This window comes from Enterococcus sp. AZ120 (assembly GCF_050546165.1).
GTDB classification, from domain to species: Bacteria; Bacillota; Bacilli; order Lactobacillales; family Enterococcaceae; genus Enterococcus; species Enterococcus faecalis.
In genome coordinates, this window is the sequence record NZ_CP172950.1 from 196,924 (window position 1) to 217,500 (window position 20,577).

General features: G+C 40.2%; 14 protein-coding genes and 1 rRNA gene. 14 read left to right on the plus strand and 1 reads right to left on the minus strand.

What is annotated here, in order from left to right; genetic code table 11:
• The first annotated feature begins 102 nt into the window (after positions 1 to 102).
• Positions 103 to 1,593, plus strand: coding sequence for an aldehyde dehydrogenase family protein (locus IGJ46_RS00960; RefSeq protein WP_002361555.1), 1,491 nt, complete (start codon positions 103 to 105; stop codon positions 1,591 to 1,593).
• 225 nt (positions 1,594 to 1,818) lie between these two features.
• Here IGJ46_RS00960 and IGJ46_RS00965 read toward each other — a convergent pair whose 3' ends face one another.
• Positions 1,819 to 2,802, minus strand: a complete 984-nt coding sequence (locus IGJ46_RS00965; protein WP_002356251.1) for an L-lactate dehydrogenase — start codon at positions 2,800 to 2,802, stop codon at positions 1,819 to 1,821.
• Positions 2,803 to 3,137: 335 nt separating this feature from the next.
• Between IGJ46_RS00965 and pth the strand changes: the two genes are divergently transcribed.
• The 13 genes from pth (at position 3,138) to IGJ46_RS01030 (ending at position 20,558) form a co-directional block, all read left to right on the plus strand.
• The gene (gene pth / locus IGJ46_RS00970; protein WP_002361556.1) at positions 3,138 to 3,704 is read left to right on the plus strand and encodes an aminoacyl-tRNA hydrolase; all 567 of its coding nucleotides are present in this window, start codon (positions 3,138 to 3,140) and stop codon (positions 3,702 to 3,704) included.
• A gap of 19 nt (positions 3,705 to 3,723) precedes the next feature.
• Positions 3,724 to 7,263, plus strand: a complete 3,540-nt coding sequence (gene mfd / locus IGJ46_RS00975; protein WP_010710984.1) for a transcription-repair coupling factor — start codon at positions 3,724 to 3,726, stop codon at positions 7,261 to 7,263.
• Positions 7,264 to 7,278: 15 nt separating this feature from the next.
• Positions 7,279 to 8,868, plus strand: coding sequence for a putative polysaccharide biosynthesis protein (locus IGJ46_RS00980; protein ID WP_002378721.1), 1,590 nt, complete (start codon positions 7,279 to 7,281; stop codon positions 8,866 to 8,868).
• A 14-nt stretch (positions 8,869 to 8,882) separates the two neighbouring features.
• A complete protein-coding gene (locus IGJ46_RS00985) occupies positions 8,883 to 9,146 on the plus strand; it encodes an RNA-binding S4 domain-containing protein (RefSeq protein ID WP_002356255.1) in 264 nt (87 codons plus the stop codon).
• 254 nt (positions 9,147 to 9,400) lie between these two features.
• Positions 9,401 to 9,880, plus strand: coding sequence for an FtsB family cell division protein (locus IGJ46_RS00990; RefSeq protein WP_002356257.1), 480 nt, complete (start codon positions 9,401 to 9,403; stop codon positions 9,878 to 9,880).
• Positions 9,881 to 9,924: 44 nt separating this feature from the next.
• On the plus strand, positions 9,925 to 10,398 hold the full coding sequence (locus IGJ46_RS00995; protein WP_002376406.1) for a S1 domain-containing RNA-binding protein: 474 nt from the start codon (positions 9,925 to 9,927) through the stop codon (positions 10,396 to 10,398).
• A gap of 85 nt (positions 10,399 to 10,483) precedes the next feature.
• Entirely contained in the window at positions 10,484 to 11,872 is a 1,389-nt protein-coding gene (tilS, locus tag IGJ46_RS01000; protein WP_077932675.1) for a tRNA lysidine(34) synthetase TilS, read from the plus strand.
• 18 nt (positions 11,873 to 11,890) lie between these two features.
• Complete coding sequence (gene hpt / locus IGJ46_RS01005) at positions 11,891 to 12,436, plus strand: hypoxanthine phosphoribosyltransferase (protein ID WP_002356260.1); 546 nt, start codon at positions 11,891 to 11,893, stop codon at positions 12,434 to 12,436.
• 93 nt (positions 12,437 to 12,529) lie between these two features.
• The gene (gene ftsH / locus IGJ46_RS01010) at positions 12,530 to 14,686 is read left to right on the plus strand and encodes an ATP-dependent zinc metalloprotease FtsH (RefSeq protein ID WP_002363441.1); all 2,157 of its coding nucleotides are present in this window, start codon (positions 12,530 to 12,532) and stop codon (positions 14,684 to 14,686) included.
• Positions 14,687 to 14,847: 161 nt separating this feature from the next.
• Complete coding sequence (hslO, locus tag IGJ46_RS01015; protein WP_002359370.1) at positions 14,848 to 15,744, plus strand: Hsp33 family molecular chaperone HslO; 897 nt, start codon at positions 14,848 to 14,850, stop codon at positions 15,742 to 15,744.
• A gap of 11 nt (positions 15,745 to 15,755) precedes the next feature.
• Complete coding sequence (gene dusB, locus IGJ46_RS01020; RefSeq protein ID WP_002356263.1) at positions 15,756 to 16,754, plus strand: tRNA dihydrouridine synthase DusB; 999 nt, start codon at positions 15,756 to 15,758, stop codon at positions 16,752 to 16,754.
• A gap of 93 nt (positions 16,755 to 16,847) precedes the next feature.
• On the plus strand, positions 16,848 to 18,344 hold the full coding sequence (gene lysS, locus IGJ46_RS01025; RefSeq protein WP_002359372.1) for a lysine--tRNA ligase: 1,497 nt from the start codon (positions 16,848 to 16,850) through the stop codon (positions 18,342 to 18,344).
• Between the two features lie 653 nt (positions 18,345 to 18,997).
• Positions 18,998 to 20,558 (plus strand): 16S ribosomal RNA (locus IGJ46_RS01030).
• Positions 20,559 to 20,577 lie beyond the last annotated feature (19 nt).

Genomic DNA, 20,577 nt, shown 5'->3' on the forward strand with positions numbered 1-20,577 from the left:
AGTCGCTGAGAGCTATATTTTTTTTAGGTAGAATCATTTACTTTTAGGTGGAAGATGTCTTATAATTGTAAGCGGATACAAAAATAAAAAAGAGGTGGGTAAATGAGTAAAAAAGAAATAAATCAAGTAGTTGCCAGTAGCTATCAATTGTATATTAATGGAGAGTGGACAACAGGTAGTGGTAACAAAATGATTGCTAGTTACAATCCTAGTAATGGCGAAAAATTAGCAGAATTTGTTGATGCCACAAATGCAGATGTAGATCGAGCTGTAGAAGCAGCTCAAGAAGCGTTTCAGACATGGAAAGATGTTGACGTTGTAACAAGAAGCAATCTTTTATTGAAAATTGCTGATTTGATTGAAGAAAATCAAGAACATTTGGCTATGGTGGAGACTTTAGATAATGGAAAACCGCTTCGGGAAACGCAATCGATTGATGTCCCTGCCAGTGCAGACCATTTTCGGTATTTTGCTAGTGTGATTCGTGGAGAAGAAGGGTCTGTCAAAGAATTTGATAAGGATACGTTATCCATTGTTGTGAAAGAACCCATTGGTGTTGTGGGTCAAATTATTCCGTGGAATTTCCCCTTATTAATGGGTGCTTGGAAATTAGCGCCAGCGTTGGCAGCAGGTAATACGGTTGTGATTCATCCGTCCTCGAGCACATCATTAAGTCTGTTGGAATTGTTTAAGATTTTTGATCAAGTCTTGCCGAAAGGAGTAGTGAATTTAATCACCGGTCGTGGTTCTGATTCAGGAAATTATATGTTGGCACATCCAGGGTTTGATAAGCTAGCTTTTACAGGCTCAACAGAGGTAGGGTACACTGTCGCTAAAGCCGCAGCCGACCGCCTAATTCCAGCCACTTTAGAACTTGGCGGAAAATCAGCCAACATTATTTTTGAAGATGCCAATTGGGAACGTGCATTAGAAGGCGTGCAGTTAGGGATTTTATTCAATCAAGGGCAAGTTTGTTGTGCTGGGTCTCGTGTGTTCGTTCAGTCAGGTATTTATGATCAATTTGTAGAAGCTTTAAAGGAAAAGTTTGAACAAGTGAACGTTGGTTTCCCGTGGGAAAAAGATGTTGAAATGGGCGCTCAGATCAATGAGCATCAATTGGAAGAAATTTTAAAATATGTCGAAATTGGTGTGAAGGAAGGAGCTACGCTGATTACTGGTGGGCAACGTTTAACAGAAAATGGGCTAGACAAGGGGGCGTTTTTAGCGCCTACGTTATTAGCGAATGGTACGAATACAATGTGTGTGGCCCAAGAAGAAATCTTTGGTCCTGTTGCAACAGTGATTAAATTTGAAACGGAAGAAGAAGTCATTCGTTTAGCTAATGATTCTGAATATGGTCTAGGTGGTGCCGTCTTTTCTCAAGATATCAATGTGGCATTACGGGTTGCTCGTGGTGTACGGACAGGTCGGATGTGGGTCAACACATACAATCAATTGCCTGCGGGCGCGCCATTTGGCGGTTATAAAAAATCAGGAATTGGTCGAGAAACGCATAAATCAATGCTAGATGCTTATACGCAAATGAAAAATATTTACATTGTGACAAAAGAAGAAGCAGATGGACTGTATTAAGTAGTGTAGTGAATTTTAGATAACAAACTTATTTGTGGCTATTGTTATTTTCGAGCTAAACAAAACAATAATTTTTTGAAAAAGTTGAGTGATGAGTAAAGTAAAACAGATTAAAAGTAAAGCCTGGTGCAAAAATCACTTTGGATTTTTGTACCAGGCTTTAAAGCGGAGTAACAATAGTGGCCACTCTTGGTTGTTTTAAATTTTCGACTATTATAGAAGGAGTTATTTTGCTTCTTCTGCTTCAAATTTAGCAAAAGCTGTTTCAATAACTTCTTTTAATGCAGAAGCAGAAGCTTCCATTTTTTCTTGTTCAGCATCTGTTAATGGAATTTCAATGACTTGTTTAACTCCTTGGCGGTTGATGATCGCTGGTGCACCGATATAAATATCGTTTTGACCATATTCACCTTCTAAATAAACAGATAATGGTAACACAGAGTTTTCATCGTTTAGGATAGCTTTAGTGATACGCGCTAGTGCAACCGCGATTCCATAGAAAGTAGCTCCTTTTTTCTCGATGATTGTGTAAGCAGCGTCGCGTACGTTGAAGAATAAATTAACCATTGCTTCTTCATCGACGTCAGGATTATTTTTCACCCATTCGTAAATTTGTAAGCCAGCGACATTCGCATGTGACCAAACTGGGAATTCTGTATCTCCGTGTTCCCCTAAGATGTAGGCATGGACATTTCGTGCATCAACATCAACTAATTCGGCAATTGCTTGACGGAAACGAGCAGAATCTAGTGAAGTTCCTGAACCGATTACTCGTTCTTTCGGGAAGCCAGAGAATTTCCAAGTTGAATAAGTCAAAATATCAACTGGGTTTGCGGCAACTAAGAAGATACCGTTGAAACCAGAATCAACAATTGTTGTAACGATTTCTTTATTAATTTTCAAGTTTTTATGAACTAAGTCTAAACGAGTTTCGCCTGGTTTTTGAGGCGCACCAGCTGTTAAGACAACTAAGTCTGCATCATGGCAATCGTCATAAGTAGCAGCATAGATTTTTTTAGGAGAAGTAAATGCTAATGCGTGAGATAAGTCCAACGCGTCTCCTTCAGTTTTTGGTACATTAATATCAATAATCCCAACTTCTTGAGCAATATTCTGAGTTACTAAAGCAAAGGCATAGCTAGAACCTACGGCACCGTCCCCGACTAAAATTACTTTTTGGTGATCTTTATTCCCTGCGGCTGCAGTCATGTGTACCATTCCTTCCTCTACATTCTTTTTCATGAGCAACGAGTTTTTATTTCCTGTTGCTAAAGTGATAGTAACATGGTTTGTAAAAAATGTCACGAACTTTGATTGTAAAAATGATACAGTTTTCAGACCTGTTTCAAAATGGTAGCTCTTACATGTGCGCAATTTCACTATCTTACGCATATTTAAATTTCTAAAAAATTTTTTTACATCTTTCTTAATCTTCAAAGACTGCGAGTTTTTTTATTTCTATGGTATAATGAATAAAACTGGGTAGCGCATACGCTTCCCAGCCATTTTGTGTTGGCAAGCTTATAATCCAAGGAGAATGAAAGATGAAAGTAATCGTAGGACTGGGAAATCCCGGTAGTAAATACAAAGAAACAAAACACAACATTGGCTTTATTACGCTAGATGAAATTGCGTATCGGCAAAATGTTTCGTTTAATAATAGTAATTTTGAAGCAGATATTGCAGAGTTTTTTATAGGGACTGAGAAAGTATTGTTAGTGAAACCATTAACATTTATGAATGAATCAGGTCGCTCTGTTGGTCCGTTGTTGACCTACTTTGGGGTAGATGAGGAAGACTTGATTGTTATTTATGATGACTTAGACTTAGAGGTCGGTAAAATTCGTTTACGGCAAAAAGGTAGTGCTGGCGGCCACAATGGGATAAAAAGTCTGATTGCCCATTTAGGAACAAATGTCTTTCCTAGAATTAAAATTGGCATTGGTCGGCCCTCAAAAAATGATACAGTTATCCACCATGTACTAAGTACTTTTCCCAAAGAAACACACGAAGAGATGTTACTTGCTGTAAAAAAAGCAGCCGATGCCGCTTTATATGCATGTGAAGGACATACGTTTGTTGAAACAATGAATCAATTTAATGGAAAATAGCAGAAAGGAGGGCCCTTGTTTGAATATTATCGAACGAATTAGCCAAACAGAAATTGCTAAATCATGGCGCAGTCAACTAATGACAACAGGAACGCGCCAACTAATTACTGGGTTATCAGGCTCTGCTAAAACATTACTGATGGCAGGCGCTTTACAAAAGACGCATCAAAAAATTGTTATTGCGGTCCCAAACCTATACTATGCCAATCAATTAGTAGATGATTTTTTAAATATTTTACCTTCAGAACAAGTTCATCTATTTCCAGTAGATGAAGTGTTATCCGCCGAAATGGCCTTTTCTTCACCAGAAGCGCGCGCAGATCGAGTGAGTGCGTTAAATTTCCTGATGACAGCGAATGCAGGAATCGTGGTCGTACCAGTAGCTGGACTACGAAAATATTTGCCAACGAAAGAAACGTGGCAAAATGCGCAACTTCATTGGGAAATCGGGACAGAAGTAGAACCTGAAATCCTCGCGCAACGCCTAGTGTTAATGGGCTATGAACGCCAATCGATGGTCGGGAAGCCTGGCGAATTTAGTATTCGCGGAAGCATTATTGATGTCTATCCGCTAAATGCCGAATACCCTGTTCGGGTGGAACTGTTTGATGTTGAAATTGACTCCATCCGTTATTTCGAAGCAGATACCCAACGTTCATTAGAAAATCTTGAAGAAGTAACGATTTCACCAATGACTGATTTAGTATTCTCAAAGGCAGATATGAATCATGGCATGATGAGGTTACAAGATGCTCTAGAAAAACGTTTAGCGACAGCTAAAGATCAAACAGAGACCGATTTTTTAGAAGAATATTTTGGTCAGTTGCTGTCTTCTTGGGAACAAGGGATTCCTACAGAAAATGCTCACTATTATACAGATTTTCTGTACCAACAAAAAACTACGCTGTTAGATTATTTACCAGAAAATAGTTTGCTTTTTGTGGATGATTATTCTCGTATGATGGAAACGGAGCGAGAAATCGCTAGAGAGGAAGCGGAATGGCAAACCCTGAAAATTGAAGAAATGCGCGTGTTTTCTGAACAAACTTTTGGCGTAGACTTTCATGATCAATTGCGAAAAACTGCACGAAATACGACCTTCTTTTCACTTTTTCAAAAAGGAATGGGGAATCTTCGTTTCCAAGAAGTCCATAATTTCCAATATCGTTCAATGCAACAATTCTTCGGTCAAATGCCGTTGCTAAAAGCGGAAGTGGACCGTTGGCAAAAGCAAAACCAAACGGTCGTTGTTTTTGTTCCTACGAAAGAACGGATTCAAAAAGTCGAAGAGCTATTTCAGGACTTTGACATACCTAGCGTAGTAAGCAATTGGGATCAGTTGTTAGATGGGCATGTCCAAATTGTCCAAGGGGCATTACAAACAGGGTTTGAATTACCTAAAAACAAGCTCGTGGCGATTACGGAAAAAGAAATTTTTCATACAACGACCAAAAAACGGGCACGTCGTCAAACAATCTCTAATGCGGAACGTTTGAAAAGTTATAGCGACTTAAAAACGGGCGATTATGTCGTTCATGCGAATCACGGGATTGGTAAATATATTGGTATGGAAACCTTAGAAGTTGATGGGGTCCATCAAGATTACATGACTATCTTGTACCAAAATGATGACAAGTTATTTATTCCAGTAACACAATTGAACTTGATTCAAAAGTTCGTTGCTTCCGAGTCTAAAACGCCGAAAATTAACAAGCTAGGCGGCAGTGAATGGACAAAAACCAAACGAAAAGTTGCTTCGAAAATTGAAGATATCGCGGATGATTTAATCTTACTTTATGCGACAAGAGAATCGGAAAAAGGCTATGCTTTTCCGCCAGATGATGCGTATCAAAAAGAATTTGAAGAGGCTTTTCCGTATTCTGAAACAGATGATCAATTACGTAGTGCTGCCGAAATTAAACACGACATGGAAAAATCTCGACCAATGGATCGTTTGTTAGTTGGCGATGTAGGGTTTGGTAAAACAGAAGTGGCTTTACGAGCGGCTTTCAAAGCTGTTAGCAACAATAAACAGGTTGCCTTTTTAGTGCCAACAACTATTTTAGCGCAACAACATTACGAAACGATTCAAGAGCGGTTTGAGGGCTTTCCTGTAGAAATTGGTTTATTAAGTCGTTTCCGCACGAAAAAACAGCAAAATGAAACAATTGAAAAAATTAAACATGGCCAAGTAGATATTGTGATTGGTACCCATCGTTTATTGTCGCAAGATATTAATTTTAGTGATTTAGGCTTGTTGATTATTGATGAGGAACAACGGTTTGGAGTGAAACATAAAGAACGACTAAAACAATTGCGTTCACAAGTGGATGTCTTGACGTTAACAGCAACGCCAATCCCAAGGACCCTTCATATGTCGATGTTAGGTGTCCGTGATTTATCTGTCATCGAAACCCCACCAGAGAATCGTTATCCGATCCAAACGTATGTCATGGAAAATAATCCTGGGGCGATTCGGGAAGCGATTGAGCGAGAAATGGCCCGAGATGGCCAAGTCTTTTATTTATACAATCGAGTAGATACGATTGAACGAAAAGTTGAAGAGTTACAAGCACTAGTTCCAGATGCACGAATTGCGTATGCACATGGTCAAATGACAGAAGTACAACTGGAGAATACTTTGTTTGATTTTATTGAAGGACAATATGATATATTAGTCACTACAACAATTATTGAAACAGGAGTAGATATTCCTAATGCTAATACCTTGTTTGTAGAAAATGCGGACTACATGGGCTTATCTACGTTGTATCAATTACGTGGTCGTGTGGGGCGTAGCAATCGAGTGGCCTATGCTTATTTTATGTACGAACAGCAAAAAATCCTAAACGAAGTTAGCGAGAAACGTTTAGAAGCAATTAAAGACTTTACGGAATTAGGTTCTGGGTTCAAAATTGCGATGCGTGACCTTTCCATTCGAGGGGCCGGAAACCTTCTTGGTGCCCAACAACATGGCTTCATTGATTCGGTTGGGTTTGATATGTACTCACAGATGTTATCTGAGGCAGTTGCTCGTAAACAAGGAAAAAATATCCAAGACCAAAAAACGTCTGTTGAAATTGATTTGGGCATTGATGCTTATATTCCAGGAACGTACATCACAGATGAACGACAAAAAATTGAAATTTATAAACGGATTCGTCAATTAGAAAATATGGATATGTACGAAGAATTAGAAGCGGACTTGTTAGACCGCTTTGGAGAGTATCCTGACGAAGTGGCGCATTTATTAACCACTGGCCGTATCAAAATGGATGGCGACCGTGCCTTGTTAGAAAGTATTCGTAAACGCGACCAAAAAGTCAAGTTTGTGTTAAGTAAAATTGGCACAAAAACATACTCTGTGGAGCAGTTGTTTGAAGCGTTATCGGCAACCAGCTTAAAAGCGGATCTAGCAGTTGAGAAAGAACAAATGACTATTTCCTTGAAGTTGCCGAAAGATTGTAAAGAAGCTGTTTGGATTCAAGAAATTGCTACTTTTACAACCGCATTGCGACAAGAAAAATACAAACATTCGCAAGAAACGGATTCCCTTTAAAAGGAGGCCTAGAAGATGGCACAAAAAGAAATGCAACGAATGATGCAAGGTGCCGTTGTGTTAACCGTTGCTTCCTTCATTGCAAAAGTGTTGAGTGCGTTTTATCGCGTTCCTTTTCAGAACTTTGTAGGGGATGAAGGATTTTACGTGTATCAGCAAGTTTATCCAATCTATGGGATTGCGATGACATTAGCATTGTCAGGCTTACCGCAATTTATTTCCAAAATTGTTGCTGAACAACCAGATATTCGGAGTCAAAAACAAGTGTTGCGCCAACTATATCCCTATGTGTTATGGTTAGCGATTGCTTGTTGGGCCTTCTTTTTCTTTGGTAGTCAAGAAATTGCTATTAGTATGGGGGATGCTGCACTCCAACCATTAATGGAAGTTGTTTCCTTTACCTTTTTACTCGTTCCAATTCTTTCTTTCTATCGTGGGAATTTTCAAGGTCATTTGTTGATGGTGCCTAGTGGTATTTCACAGGTGATGGAACAGTTTGTGCGTGTCGGGGTTATTCTAGTAGCTGCGTTGTCCTATCATTACTTTGGTGGCTCCATTTACCAAACGGGGACGGTGGCCATGAGTGGTGCGTTGGCTGGCGGTATCTTAGCGGTACTTGTCTTATGGTACTACAATCGAAAAATTCTTAGTGGAAGTACGGAATACTTGCATCAATGGAAGATTATGCCTCAAACCACAGGACTATTTAAACGTTTAATGATTGAGGGTGGTTTGGTCTCTTTATATAGTGCTTTTCTGATTCTATTTCAATTAATTGATTCCTTTAAAGTAAAAAATGCCCTCATGCTTTTCGGGCTCTCTGATTTAGCTGCGAAAGTGGACAAAGGGGTCTATGATAGAGGCCAACCACTAGTTCAATTAGGATTGGTAATTGCTTTAGCTTTAAGCTCGACCTTTTTACCAGGTTTGACAAAATATTTTATGAAAAAAGACCGTCAACAATTTTTACAAGTTGCAAAAATCTTTTTGCGTCTTACCACAACCTTGGCATCGGCGGCTTCGATTGGTCTGATGATGTTATTGCCGTACATGAACTTTACGCTTTTTAAAGATTATAAAGGCAACGATGTTTTAGGGGTGTATGTTTTATCCATCGCTTTTATGGCCATTATTCAGGCCTACCAAAGTATTGAACAAAGTCGCAATCGTTTTAAAGGTCCTTTAGTGGCAGCTGGTGTGGGCTTATTAGTGAAATTACTGACAACGGGCTTTTTCACCATTCGTTGGGGAACATTAGGTGCTAGTTGGTCTACTATTCTTGGGTTACTAGCGACGCTATTCGTTTTAGTCCGACAATCGGATGCAGCGATTAATTGTTTTGTTCGAGAACGAAACTTTTTGAAAAAATTGTTGCTTAGTTTAGCAATCATGATGCTGTCATTACTGGTCTATCAAGGAATTATCTCCATCTTGTTCCAAGGTGTGCATCACCGAAGTCAAGCGTTTTTCGTTACAGTTTTAGGTGTTGCAGTGGGTGGTACAGTTTTTATTAGCACCATCATTAAGTTAGAATTATTTACGATACGTGAATGGTTAAGTTTACCGTATGGCGCAAAAATTTTACGAATGAGACAAAAAAAATAAAAGAGGTGAATGTGATGCGGTTAGATAAATTTTTAAAAGTTTCTCGCATTATTAAAAGAAGAACAGTTGCCAAAGAAGTCGCTGATAAAGGTCGGATTCAAATCAACGGAGTCTTAGCCAAATCTTCTAGTACTGTGAAGATTGGTGACCTTGTCAAAATTCAATTTGGGAACAGAATTTTAGAAGTAGAAGTCCTGCAACTAAATGACTCTACGAAAAAAGAAGATGCCACAAAAATGTATGAAATAAAATCAGAAACACGTGTCTCTGAAGAATAAGCAGGTGAGGATGGAGCGCTTGGCAAGTTCATTGAAAAGATGAATATTCCAAGCGCTTCATCCTTTCAGCGTTTTAATGAAACAGACGCGCCGCTTTTGAAAAAAATTAATAAATCAACCGCTGTTATTTCAAAAGCAAAGAATATTTTAGAAAAAAGCTTGATTTTCTTTAACTTCTCTGAAATTAACATTAGACAAGGTTCTTAGATGTTGGTATAATAAAACGGACAATCCAAAGCGAGTGGAGCGAGACGATGGGAAAGAATGAAAAAAACTCGAAGAAAGTTGCGGCATTGGAAAATGACTACACGAAAGAACAGTATGTCGAATTCCAAAAACAACAGAAACAATTGATTTTTAGACGCAGACGCTTGGCAGCGATTTTTCTCGTGGCCTTCATTATTTTTGCCTTTTCTGGCATCCAATTGATGAAAGATTATCATCGCTTAGGTGCTTTCAAACAAGAACGAGCAGATGCAATTGCTGAATCCGTAGCAGTTGATAAGAAGGTCAAGGATCTAAAAAAAGACGTTGCTTTGTTAAAAGATGATGATTATGTGGCAAAATTAGCACGTAGCCGTTTCCTTCTCTCAAAAGAAGGCGAACAGATTTATCCCACACCAGAACAAATGAAAAAAACACAGACTTCTGGAGCGGAAGAAAGCAAGAGCAGTTCAGAAAAAAATAGTCAATCACAGTCTTCAACTGAAACAACTAAGTCTTCAGCTGAATAAACTGCAATTATAATTAGGGAAAAAATAGGAGGAACAATTTTTTTATGTCAATCGAAGTAGGAGCTAAATTGCCAGGAAAAGTGTCAGGGATTACTAACTTTGGTGCATTTATTGATTTAGGAGAAGGAAAAACTGGGTTAGTACACATCAGTGAAGTGTCTAATGGATTCGTTAAAGATATTCATGATGTATTAACAGTAGGTGACGAAGTAACAGTGAAAGTAACCTCAGTTGGTGACGACGGCAAAATTGGCTTATCGATCCGTAAAGCACAAGAGCCAGCAGAAGGGCAACAACCAAAACGTGAATTTCAACGTCGTGAAAACAATTATGAGAATCGTGACCGTAATCCACGCGCAGGGGGCAAAAAGCCTTTCAATAAACCACAAGCAAATAACAATAAACAAGATTTTGACTCATTGATGAGCTCTTTCTTGAAAGATAGTGATGACCGTTTATCTTCATTAAAACGTAATACTGAAGGCAAACGTGGCGGACGTGGCGGACGTCGCGGCTAAGCACAAACAAATAGGGGGACTGGGGATAACGAATGGGTTATTTCTCGGTTCCTCTTTTATTCTAAGGAAGAAAGAAGGGCGAACAATGTTTTGGCAGTTTTATAAACGAGGAAAAGAACAAGGATTTTGGCAACCGCATCAAACAATCGTGGTCGCCGTTTCTGGTGGTGTAGACTCCATGGCCCTTTTGACGTTAATGGAACAGGTGGCAGAAAAAGAACAATTACAATTGGTTGTTGCACACGTCAATCATCAATTGCGAGAAGCGTCGGCACAGGAAGCGCAATATCTCGCTACCTATTGTCAGCAGCGAGAGCTAACGTATTATGAAACACGTTGGGAAGACCCTGAAAAGCAACGAAATTTAGAAGCAAAAGCGCGCACATTTCGTTATGAATTTTTTAAAGAAGTCATGGAAATTGAAGGTGCGGCGGTCTTAATGACGGCACATCATCTAGACGATCAAGCGGAAACGATTTTAATGAAGCTGATTCGAGGAACTAATTTTTCCCATTCCGCGGGCATTAAAGAGAGACGTCCTTTTGCGACAGGGGAATTGATTCGTCCGTTACTCATTTATCCAAAAGAAGAATTGTATCAATTTGCACAGCGCCAAGCATTCGTTTATTTTGAGGATGAAACGAACCAAACCAATGAATATTTGAGAAATCGGCTCCGTAATCAGGTTTTGCCGCTATTAAAGCAGGAAAATCCGCAATTCTTAGATCAGATTGCTTCTTTTAGTAATGAACAACGTTTTGCCCAAGAATTTATTCAAGAACAAATTGAGCCTCAATTATCTGAAGCCGTAGAACCGACCCAACAAGGCTGGCGCATTCCTTTGAAGAGATTATTAAAAGAAACGCCTGCGTACCAGCACTTCTTTTTAACCGCGTTTTTCCAAAAAACATTAGTGCCATTAGGGGTTTCGTTAAACCAACGCCAGATGACACAAATTTTAAAAGTTTTGAATGATGAACGGCAACCGCAAGGCTCGGTTATGTTAGAACAGCAATGGCAGCTAGCTAAAAGTTATGATTGGCTGTGCTTAGAACAAAAACAGGTTGCACTGCGAGAAGAAGTTACACATTTATTAGTACCTGGCGCGGGGATTTATTTATCGGAAACCGAGTGGCTAGGATTAATTGCGACAGACAAACCGTTTCCTCTTCCTGAAGAGATTAATCAGTGGACGGGTCAGTTGTTAGCGATCCCGTTGACCACAGCCACACCTTTGACCGTTCGTCATCGCCAAAGTGGTGATCGGATTACATTAAAACCAGGGTTTACGAAAAAATTAAGCAGAGTTTTTATTGATCAAAAAGTGCCAAATGAAGCGAGAGAGAGTGCTTGGGTCATTACGGATGAGCAAGAGGAAATCATTTGGGTACCAAAATTTGCAAATTCCTATTTGAGTATTCCTTTAGAAACTGATAAAATACACTACAGACTCCTTTTTAAGACAAAGGAGTAATGCTGAAAGGAGCGCACTATGATAGAAAAAGATATTGAGAAAGTCCTAATCTCCAAAGAAGAAATTCTTGCGAAGTCTGCAGAGCTTGGCAAGCAACTGACAGAAGAATATCAAGGGAAAAATCCTTTAGTGGTCGGTATTTTAAAAGGTGCAGTACCATTTATGGCTGATTTGACTCGTGAAATCAATACTTATTTAGAATTGGACTTTATGGATGTATCTAGCTACGGCAACGCGACAGTTTCTTCAGGCGAAGTAAAAATTGTCAAAGACTTAGACACAAATGTCGAAGGTAGACATATTTTAATCGTAGAAGATATCATCGATAGTGGTCGTACATTAGCGTATTTAGTAGATTTGTTTAGATACCGTAAAGCTGCATCTGTGAAAATTGTTACCTTATTAGATAAACCAGAAGGCCGTGTAGTAGACATTAAAGCTGACTACGTAGGGTTTGATGTGCCAAATGAGTTTGTGGTCGGTTACGGATTAGACTATGCAGAAACGTACCGCAACTTGCCTTATATTGGCGTTTTAAAACCTGAAGTTTACGAATCAAATTAATATCTATCAAGGAATTAATTGTGTTACAATGTAAAGGTCAGGATTGATAAAAGAATAACATGAATTGTAATGATGAGCATAAGGAGGACAGGCATGAACAAAAAGAATAATGGCATGAAAAATGGTTTATACTACGTCTTAGTAGTACTTGCCATGGTCATGGTTGTCTATTTCATTTTTGGAAATAACAACCAACAATCGCCAGACATCGATTACTCAACCTTCCAACAACAATTGGAAGACGGAAAAGTCAAAGACATGACCATTCAACCAACCAATGGGGTTTACCGGATTGAAGGTCAGTATAAAGAAAAACAAGAAGTGAAAGACACAGGTGGTCTGTCATTGTGGGGCTCAACGCAAGCGTCGTCAAAAGGCTTCACAACAACCGTTTTACCTAGTGATACAACCTTAGCTGGCATTCAAGATGCGGCACAAAATAACAAGGTGAAGCTAGTTGTCAAAGAACAATCAACAAGTGGTGCTTGGTTGTCACTGTTGTTTAGTTTCTTACCATTAGTGATTATTTTCTTCTTCTTCTACATGATGATGAGCCAACAAGGCGGTGGCGGTGGCGGCGGTGGCCGTGTGATGAACTTCGGTAAATCAAAAGCCAAAGAAGCCGATAAAAAAGCTAACCGTGTCCGCTTCTCAGATGTAGCTGGTGCGGAAGAAGAAAAACAAGAATTAGTTGAAGTAGTGGAATTCTTAAAAGATCCACGTCGTTTCGCTGAATTAGGCGCACGGATTCCTGCGGGCGTACTATTAGAGGGACCTCCAGGGACTGGTAAAACGTTACTTGCTAAAGCCGTAGCAGGTGAAGCAGGTGTGCCATTTTACTCAATCTCAGGTTCAGATTTCGTTGAAATGTTTGTCGGGGTCGGTGCTAGCCGTGTCCGGGATTTATTTGAAACAGCGAAGAAAAACGCACCTGCGATTATCTTTATCGATGAAATCGATGCAGTTGGTCGTCAACGTGGTGCTGGTATGGGTGGCGGACACGACGAACGTGAACAAACCCTTAACCAATTATTAGTTGAGATGGATGGTTTTGATGGCAATGAAGGAGTTATCGTAATTGCTGCAACGAACCGTTCAGACGTGTTAGACCCAGCGTTGTTACGTCCAGGTCGTTTTGACCGCCAAATCTTGGTAGGACGTCCAGATGTCAAAGGTCGTGAAGCGATTTTACGTGTTCATGCGAAAAACAAACCGTTAGCTGATGACGTTGATTTGAAAGTTGTTGCACAACAAACACCAGGTTTTGCTGGTGCTGATTTAGAAAATGTCTTAAACGAAGCAGCCTTAGTTGCCGCTCGTCGTAACAAGAAAAAAATTGATGCTTCTGATGTGGATGAAGCCGAAGACCGCGTAATTGCTGGTCCAGCTAAAAAAGATCGCGTGATTAATAAAAAAGAACGCGAAATGGTGGCTTACCATGAAGCGGGACACACAATCGTTGGTTTAGTCTTAAGCCGTGCCCGTGTTGTCCATAAAGTAACAATTATCCCTCGTGGTCGTGCAGGCGGTTATATGATTGCTTTACCAAAAGAAGATCAATTCTTAATGACTAAAGAAGATATGTTTGAACAAATCGTTGGCTTACTTGGTGGACGTACAGCAGAAGAAATTATCTTTGGCGTTCAATCAACAGGGGCTTCAAATGACTTTGAACAAGCAACAGGGATTGCCCGTAGCATGGTAACGGAATATGGAATGAGTGACAAATTAGGACCTGTTCAATATGAAGGAAACCATCAAGTCTTTGTCGGTCGTGATTATGGTCAAACAAAAGCTTACTCAGAACAAGTGGCGTTTGAAATCGATCAGGAAGTTCGCCGTATCTTAATGGATGCTCATACAAAAGCGCATGAAATTATCGAAGCGCACCGTGAACAACATAAACTAATCGCTGAAAAACTATTAGAATATGAAACATTAGATGCAAAAGCAATCAAATCATTATTTGAAACAGGTAAAATGCCTGAAGGTGCTGACAGCGACTATCCTAGTGAAAAAGAAGCGCAAACATTCGAAGAAGCAAAACGTGCTTTAGAAGAAAAAGAAGCGCAAAAACAAGTTGAAGAAAAGCAAGACTTTGAAGAAGCGAAAAAAGAATTACATGATGAAGCAGAAGAAGTCAAAGTAGAAAGCGAACAAACAGAAAAAGAAGTCCAATCTGAAGAGAAAAAAGATTCAGATTCCAATTCTGAATATGATCGCAATAACTACGAAGATCGTTATAAATAACCAATTAGTAGAAGGTGCAGTATTTGTCGAGTTGACGAATACTGCACCTTCTATAATATTAAGATATTCTATAGAAGGAAGATTATTTGGTTGAAAAAACACCTGATTCCTAGTATTATCTGACTAATGGACAAAAAAGCACCAAGAGAAGAGGAAAAAGAATGGAAGATTATTTAGTAAAAGCCCTTTGTTATAAAGGTTCAATACGAGCATATGCCATCAGTGCCACTGAAACTGTTAGTGAAGCGCAAAGAAGACATGATACATGGAGTTCTTCTACCGCAGCGTTAGGACGCACATTGATTGGAGCCCTTTTACTAGGAGCGACTTTAAAAGGTGACGATAAATTAACTGTAAAAGTACAAGGAAATGGCCCAGCTGGTGCTATTATTGTCGATAGTAATGGCCGTGGAGAAACAAAAGGCTATATTAAAAATCCACATGTCAGCTTAAAGTTGAATGCAACAGGTAAAATTGATGTACGTGGTGCTGTCGGTAACGAAGGAATTTTCACAGTCATTAAAGATTTAGGATTAAAAGAAACCTTTTCTGGACAAACACCTATTGTTTCTGGTGAAATCGGTGAAGACTTTACATATTTTATGGCGGTCTCTGAACAAGTTCCTTCAGCTATCGGTTTAGGTGTATTGGTGGACACGGATGAATCTGTGAAAGCAGCCGGTGGTTTTATGATTCAAGTAATGCCAGGTGCCGATGAAAGTACCATTGATTTTATTGAACAGCGCCTAGCGGAAGTACCACCAATTTCACAATTACTAGAAAATGGAGAAACACCTGAACAAGTCTTGTATCGCTTATTGGGAGAAGACGAAGTAGAAATTTTAGAAAAAATGCCTGTACAATTTAAATGTGACTGTTCCAAAGAAAAATTTGCGACCGCTTTGATTGCTGTTGGGATCGATGAATTAAATGCGATGATTGATGAAGATCATGGAGCAGAAGCAGTTTGTCAATTCTGTAACAATAAATATCACTATAGTGAAGAAGAATTAATTGAACTTCGCGATGAAGCGATTCGCAATACGAAACAAAAGTAGGAGGAAAGACTATGTGGAAAATTGGAGACGTTGAAATCCCCAACCGTGTTGTCGTAGCTCCGATGGCGGGTATTAGTAACGCCGCTTTTCGTGTGACTGTAAAAGAATTTGGCGCAGGATTAGTCGTTTGTGAAATGATTAGTGACAAAGGAATTAAATTAAGAAACAAAAAAACCTTAGAAATGCTATATATTGATGAGCGGGAATATCCTTTAAGTGTACAAATTTTTGGTGGAGATAAAGAAACATTAGTGGAAGCTGCTAAGTTTGTGGAAGAAAATACGCAAGCGGCGATTATTGATATTAACATGGGTTGCCCTGTCAATAAAATAATTAAAGCTGAAGCTGGTGCGAAATGGTTGCTGGATCCGAATAAAGTGCATGAGATGGTTCACGCAGTCTCTTCGGCAGTTTCTTTGCCTGTCACTGTAAAAATGCGAACAGGCTGGGATGAAGATCATCTATATGCTGTAGACAACGCTTTGGCTGCCGAACAAGCAGGGGCTTCGGCCATTGCTATGCATGGTCGGACACGTGTCCAAATGTATGAAGGGACAGCCAACTGGGACGTTTTAAAGGAAGTGAAAAAGCATTTAACCATTCCTTTTATGGGAAATGGCGATGTCAAAACGCCTGAAGATGCTAAACGCATGTTAGAATATGTTGGGGCGGATGGTGTGATGATTGGTCGAGCTGCTTTGGGCAATCCTTGGATGATTCAACGGACGAAAGAATACTTGGAAACGGGCGAATTGATGCCTGAGCCTTCACCAGCTGAAAAAATCAATATTGCAAAAGTTCATTTACAACGATTAGTGGATTTAAAAGGCGAAAAAATTGCGGTCCGTGAGTTTCGCCAACATGCTTCTTACTATCTAAAAGGAATCTCGCGAGCAGCTAAAGTGAAAGTTGCGATTAACCAAGTCGAAACACAACAAGCAGTTGTCGATTTACTTGATGCCTTTGTAGAGAAGATTTCCAAAGTTGCTGTAACTACTATAGAAGAATAAAAAATTCAAGCCGAAAGTAAAATTCGGCTTGCTTTTTTTCGAATTACTGTGGCATTATTAGGATAGGTTAAAATCAAGAATGGAGGAACAACAGTGGCAGAAGAACAACAAGCGCATTTAGAGGATTTAAATGATCAAATGCTCGTGCGCCGCGAAAAAATGGAAGCTTTACGTGAAGAAGGGATTGATCCTTTCGGTAAACGTTTCGATCGCACTCATAATTCAGCAGAACTTCATGAACAATATGATAATCATACAAAAGAAGAACTTAGTGAAATGAATACAGAAGTCAGCGTTGCTGGACGTATGATGACAAAACGTGGTAAAGGAAAAGCTGGTTTCGCCCATTTGCAAGACCGTGAAGGCCAAATTCAAATTTATGTTCGGAAGGACCAAGTTGGAGACGAAGCCTATGAACTATTTAAACATGCTGACTTAGGCGACTTCTTTGGTGTGACAGGTCAAGTAATGAAAACCAATACGGGGGAAGTTACTGTTAAAGCTCAAACAATTACGTTATTAACTAAAGCTTTGCGTCCATTGCCAGATAAATACCATGGATTAACGAATGTGGAACAACGCTATCGTCAACGCTATTTGGATTTAATCAGTAACAAAGAAAGCTTTGATCGTTTCATGAAACGCAGTCAAATTATTAGCGAAATCCGTCGTTATCTAGATGGCAATGGCTATGTCGAAGTAGAAACGCCTGTCTTGCATAACGAAGCAGGAGGAGCTGCTGCTCGTCCATTTATCACACACCATAATGCGTTAGATATGGACTTATACTTACGCATTGCCCTAGAGTTACATTTAAAACGTTTAATTGTCGGTGGCATGGAAAAAGTCTATGAAATTGGTCGTGTCTTCCGTAATGAAGGCATCGATACCACTCATAACCCAGAATTTACAATGCTAGAAGCTTATACTGCTTATACTGATTATCAAGATGTGATGGATTTAACAGAGGGAATTATTCGTAATGCTGCGGAAAAAGTCTTAGGAACTACTGATATCACGTACGATGGTCAAGCTGTTGACTTAGGCAGTCCTTTCAAACGTCTACACATGGTAGATGCGGTCAAAGAACAAACGGGCGTAGATTTTTGGCAAGAGATGACGATAGAAGAAGCCCGTGCGTTAGCTAAAGAACATAATGTTGAAATTACAGATGCCATGACAGTCGGTCATATCATTAATGAATTTTTCGAAACATTTGTAGAAGATACGTTGCAACAACCAACATTTATTTATGGTCACCCAGTAGCTGTTTCACCATTAGCGAAGAAAAATCCAGAAGATGGTCGTTTCACTGACCGCTTTGAACTATTTATTATCGGAAAAGAGTTTGCTAATGCATTTACAGAATTAAATGATCCAATTGACCAACGTGAACGTTTTGAAGAACAAGAAAAAGAACGGGAACAAGGAAATGATGAAGCACACGGAGTAGATGAAGATTTCATCGAAGCCTTAGAATATGGCTTGCCACCAACCGGAGGATTAGGTATTGGGATTGATCGACTAGTTATGTTATTAACCGATGCACAATCAATTCGTGATGTCTTGCTATTCCCAACAATGAGATAAAAAAAGATGCCTTAAGGGCATCTTTTTTTTGTATTCGCAAAAAAATTAAATTAAAAAAGAATAGAAAAACAATTGAAACCAATTCTTTTTTTCTAAAAAAATCGAAGATGGGTAATAAAAAGAATGGGTAATCTGATAAAAAAACGAACTTTATCTAATCGGATAAGAAAGAATAATCGGTATTGAAAAAAAGTTTAAAAAAAGTGAAAATAATGATTGACCAATGCTTGAAATCTTGGTATATTATTACATGTCGCAAGGCGAGTCACACAGCTGAGCGATTCAGAAATCAATAATTAAATAACAATTCTTGATTTCAAATCTCTCGAAAAAAGTTTGAAAAAACAACAAAAAAGTTGTTGACAAATAACAAACGAGATGATAAGATATAGAAGTTGTCACAACAGACAACAACAACCGAGCAAAACAACTTAAAAAACTTTTTAAAAAAAGTTCTTGACATTCAAACGAAAGTTTGTTATGATATAAAAGTTGCTGCGAGGTAACGTAGACCTTTGAAAACTGAACAAAGAATAGACGAACCAAATGTGTAGGGCGTCTTGATTCAATTCAAGACAACAAACATTTTTAACAAGCAAGCAATATGCTAGCAAACAAATTGAGCTTAACAATCGCAAGATTGTTCTAACTTTTATTATGAGAGTTTGATCCTGGCTCAGGACGAACGCTGGCGGCGTGCCTAATACATGCAAGTCGAACGCTTCTTTCCTCCCGAGTGCTTGCACTCAATTGGAAAGAGGAGTGGCGGACGGGTGAGTAACACGTGGGTAACCTACCCATCAGAGGGGGATAACACTTGGAAACAGGTGCTAATACCGCATAACAGTTTATGCCGCATGGCATAAGAGTGAAAGGCGCTTTCGGGTGTCGCTGATGGATGGACCCGCGGTGCATTAGCTAGTTGGTGAGGTAACGGCTCACCAAGGCCACGATGCATAGCCGACCTGAGAGGGTGATCGGCCACACTGGGACTGAGACACGGCCCAGACTCCTACGGGAGGCAGCAGTAGGGAATCTTCGGCAATGGACGAAAGTCTGACCGAGCAACGCCGCGTGAGTGAAGAAGGTTTTCGGATCGTAAAACTCTGTTGTTAGAGAAGAACAAGGACGTTAGTAACTGAACGTCCCCTGACGGTATCTAACCAGAAAGCCACGGCTAACTACGTGCCAGCAGCCGCGGTAATACGTAGGTGGCAAGCGTTGTCCGGATTTATTGGGCGTAAAGCGAGCGCAGGCGGTTTCTTAAGTCTGATGTGAAAGCCCCCGGCTCAACCGGGGAGGGTCATTGGAAACTGGGAGACTTGAGTGCAGAAGAGGAGAGTGGAATTCCATGTGTAGCGGTGAAATGCGTAGATATATGGAGGAACACCAGTGGCGAAGGCGGCTCTCTGGTCTGTAACTGACGCTGAGGCTCGAAAGCGTGGGGAGCAAACAGGATTAGATACCCTGGTAGTCCACGCCGTAAACGATGAGTGCTAAGTGTTGGAGGGTTTCCGCCCTTCAGTGCTGCAGCAAACGCATTAAGCACTCCGCCTGGGGAGTACGACCGCAAGGTTGAAACTCAAAGGAATTGACGGGGGCCCGCACAAGCGGTGGAGCATGTGGTTTAATTCGAAGCAACGCGAAGAACCTTACCAGGTCTTGACATCCTTTGACCACTCTAGAGATAGAGCTTTCCCTTCGGGGACAAAGTGACAGGTGGTGCATGGTTGTCGTCAGCTCGTGTCGTGAGATGTTGGGTTAAGTCCCGCAACGAGCGCAACCCTTATTGTTAGTTGCCATCATTTAGTTGGGCACTCTAGCGAGACTGCCGGTGACAAACCGGAGGAAGGTGGGGATGACGTCAAATCATCATGCCCCTTATGACCTGGGCTACACACGTGCTACAATGGGAAGTACAACGAGTCGCTAGACCGCGAGGTCATGCAAATCTCTTAAAGCTTCTCTCAGTTCGGATTGCAGGCTGCAACTCGCCTGCATGAAGCCGGAATCGCTAGTAATCGCGGATCAGCACGCCGCGGTGAATACGTTCCCGGGCCTTGTACACACCGCCCGTCACACCACGAGAGTTTGTAACACCCGAAGTCGGTGAGGTAACCTTTTTGGAGCCAGCCGCCTAAGGTGGGATAGATGATTGGGGTGAAGTCGTAACAAGGTAGCCGTATCGGAAGGTGCGGCTGGATCACCTCCTTTCTAAGGAATATTACGGAAA

Bases quoted from the DNA above. Each gene is read 5' to 3' on its own strand.
- IGJ46_RS00960 (WP_002361555.1), top strand. From the start codon at position 103: ATGAGTAAAAAAGAAATAAATCAAGTAGTTGCCAGTAGCTATCAATTG.
- IGJ46_RS00965 (WP_002356251.1), bottom strand. From the start codon at position 2,802: ATGACTGCAGCCGCAGGGAATAAAGATCACCAAAAAGTAATTTTAGTC.
- pth (WP_002361556.1), top strand. From the start codon at position 3,138: ATGAAAGTAATCGTAGGACTGGGAAATCCCGGTAGTAAATACAAAGAA.
- IGJ46_RS00980 (WP_002378721.1), top strand. From the start codon at position 7,279: ATGGCACAAAAAGAAATGCAACGAATGATGCAAGGTGCCGTTGTGTTA.
- IGJ46_RS00985 (WP_002356255.1), top strand. From the start codon at position 8,883: ATGCGGTTAGATAAATTTTTAAAAGTTTCTCGCATTATTAAAAGAAGA.
- IGJ46_RS00990 (WP_002356257.1), top strand. From the start codon at position 9,401: ATGGGAAAGAATGAAAAAAACTCGAAGAAAGTTGCGGCATTGGAAAAT.
- IGJ46_RS00995 (WP_002376406.1), top strand. From the start codon at position 9,925: ATGTCAATCGAAGTAGGAGCTAAATTGCCAGGAAAAGTGTCAGGGATT.
- tilS (WP_077932675.1), top strand. From the start codon at position 10,484: ATGTTTTGGCAGTTTTATAAACGAGGAAAAGAACAAGGATTTTGGCAA.
- hpt (WP_002356260.1), top strand. From the start codon at position 11,891: ATGATAGAAAAAGATATTGAGAAAGTCCTAATCTCCAAAGAAGAAATT.
- ftsH (WP_002363441.1), top strand. From the start codon at position 12,530: ATGAACAAAAAGAATAATGGCATGAAAAATGGTTTATACTACGTCTTA.
- hslO (WP_002359370.1), top strand. From the start codon at position 14,848: ATGGAAGATTATTTAGTAAAAGCCCTTTGTTATAAAGGTTCAATACGA.
- dusB (WP_002356263.1), top strand. From the start codon at position 15,756: ATGTGGAAAATTGGAGACGTTGAAATCCCCAACCGTGTTGTCGTAGCT.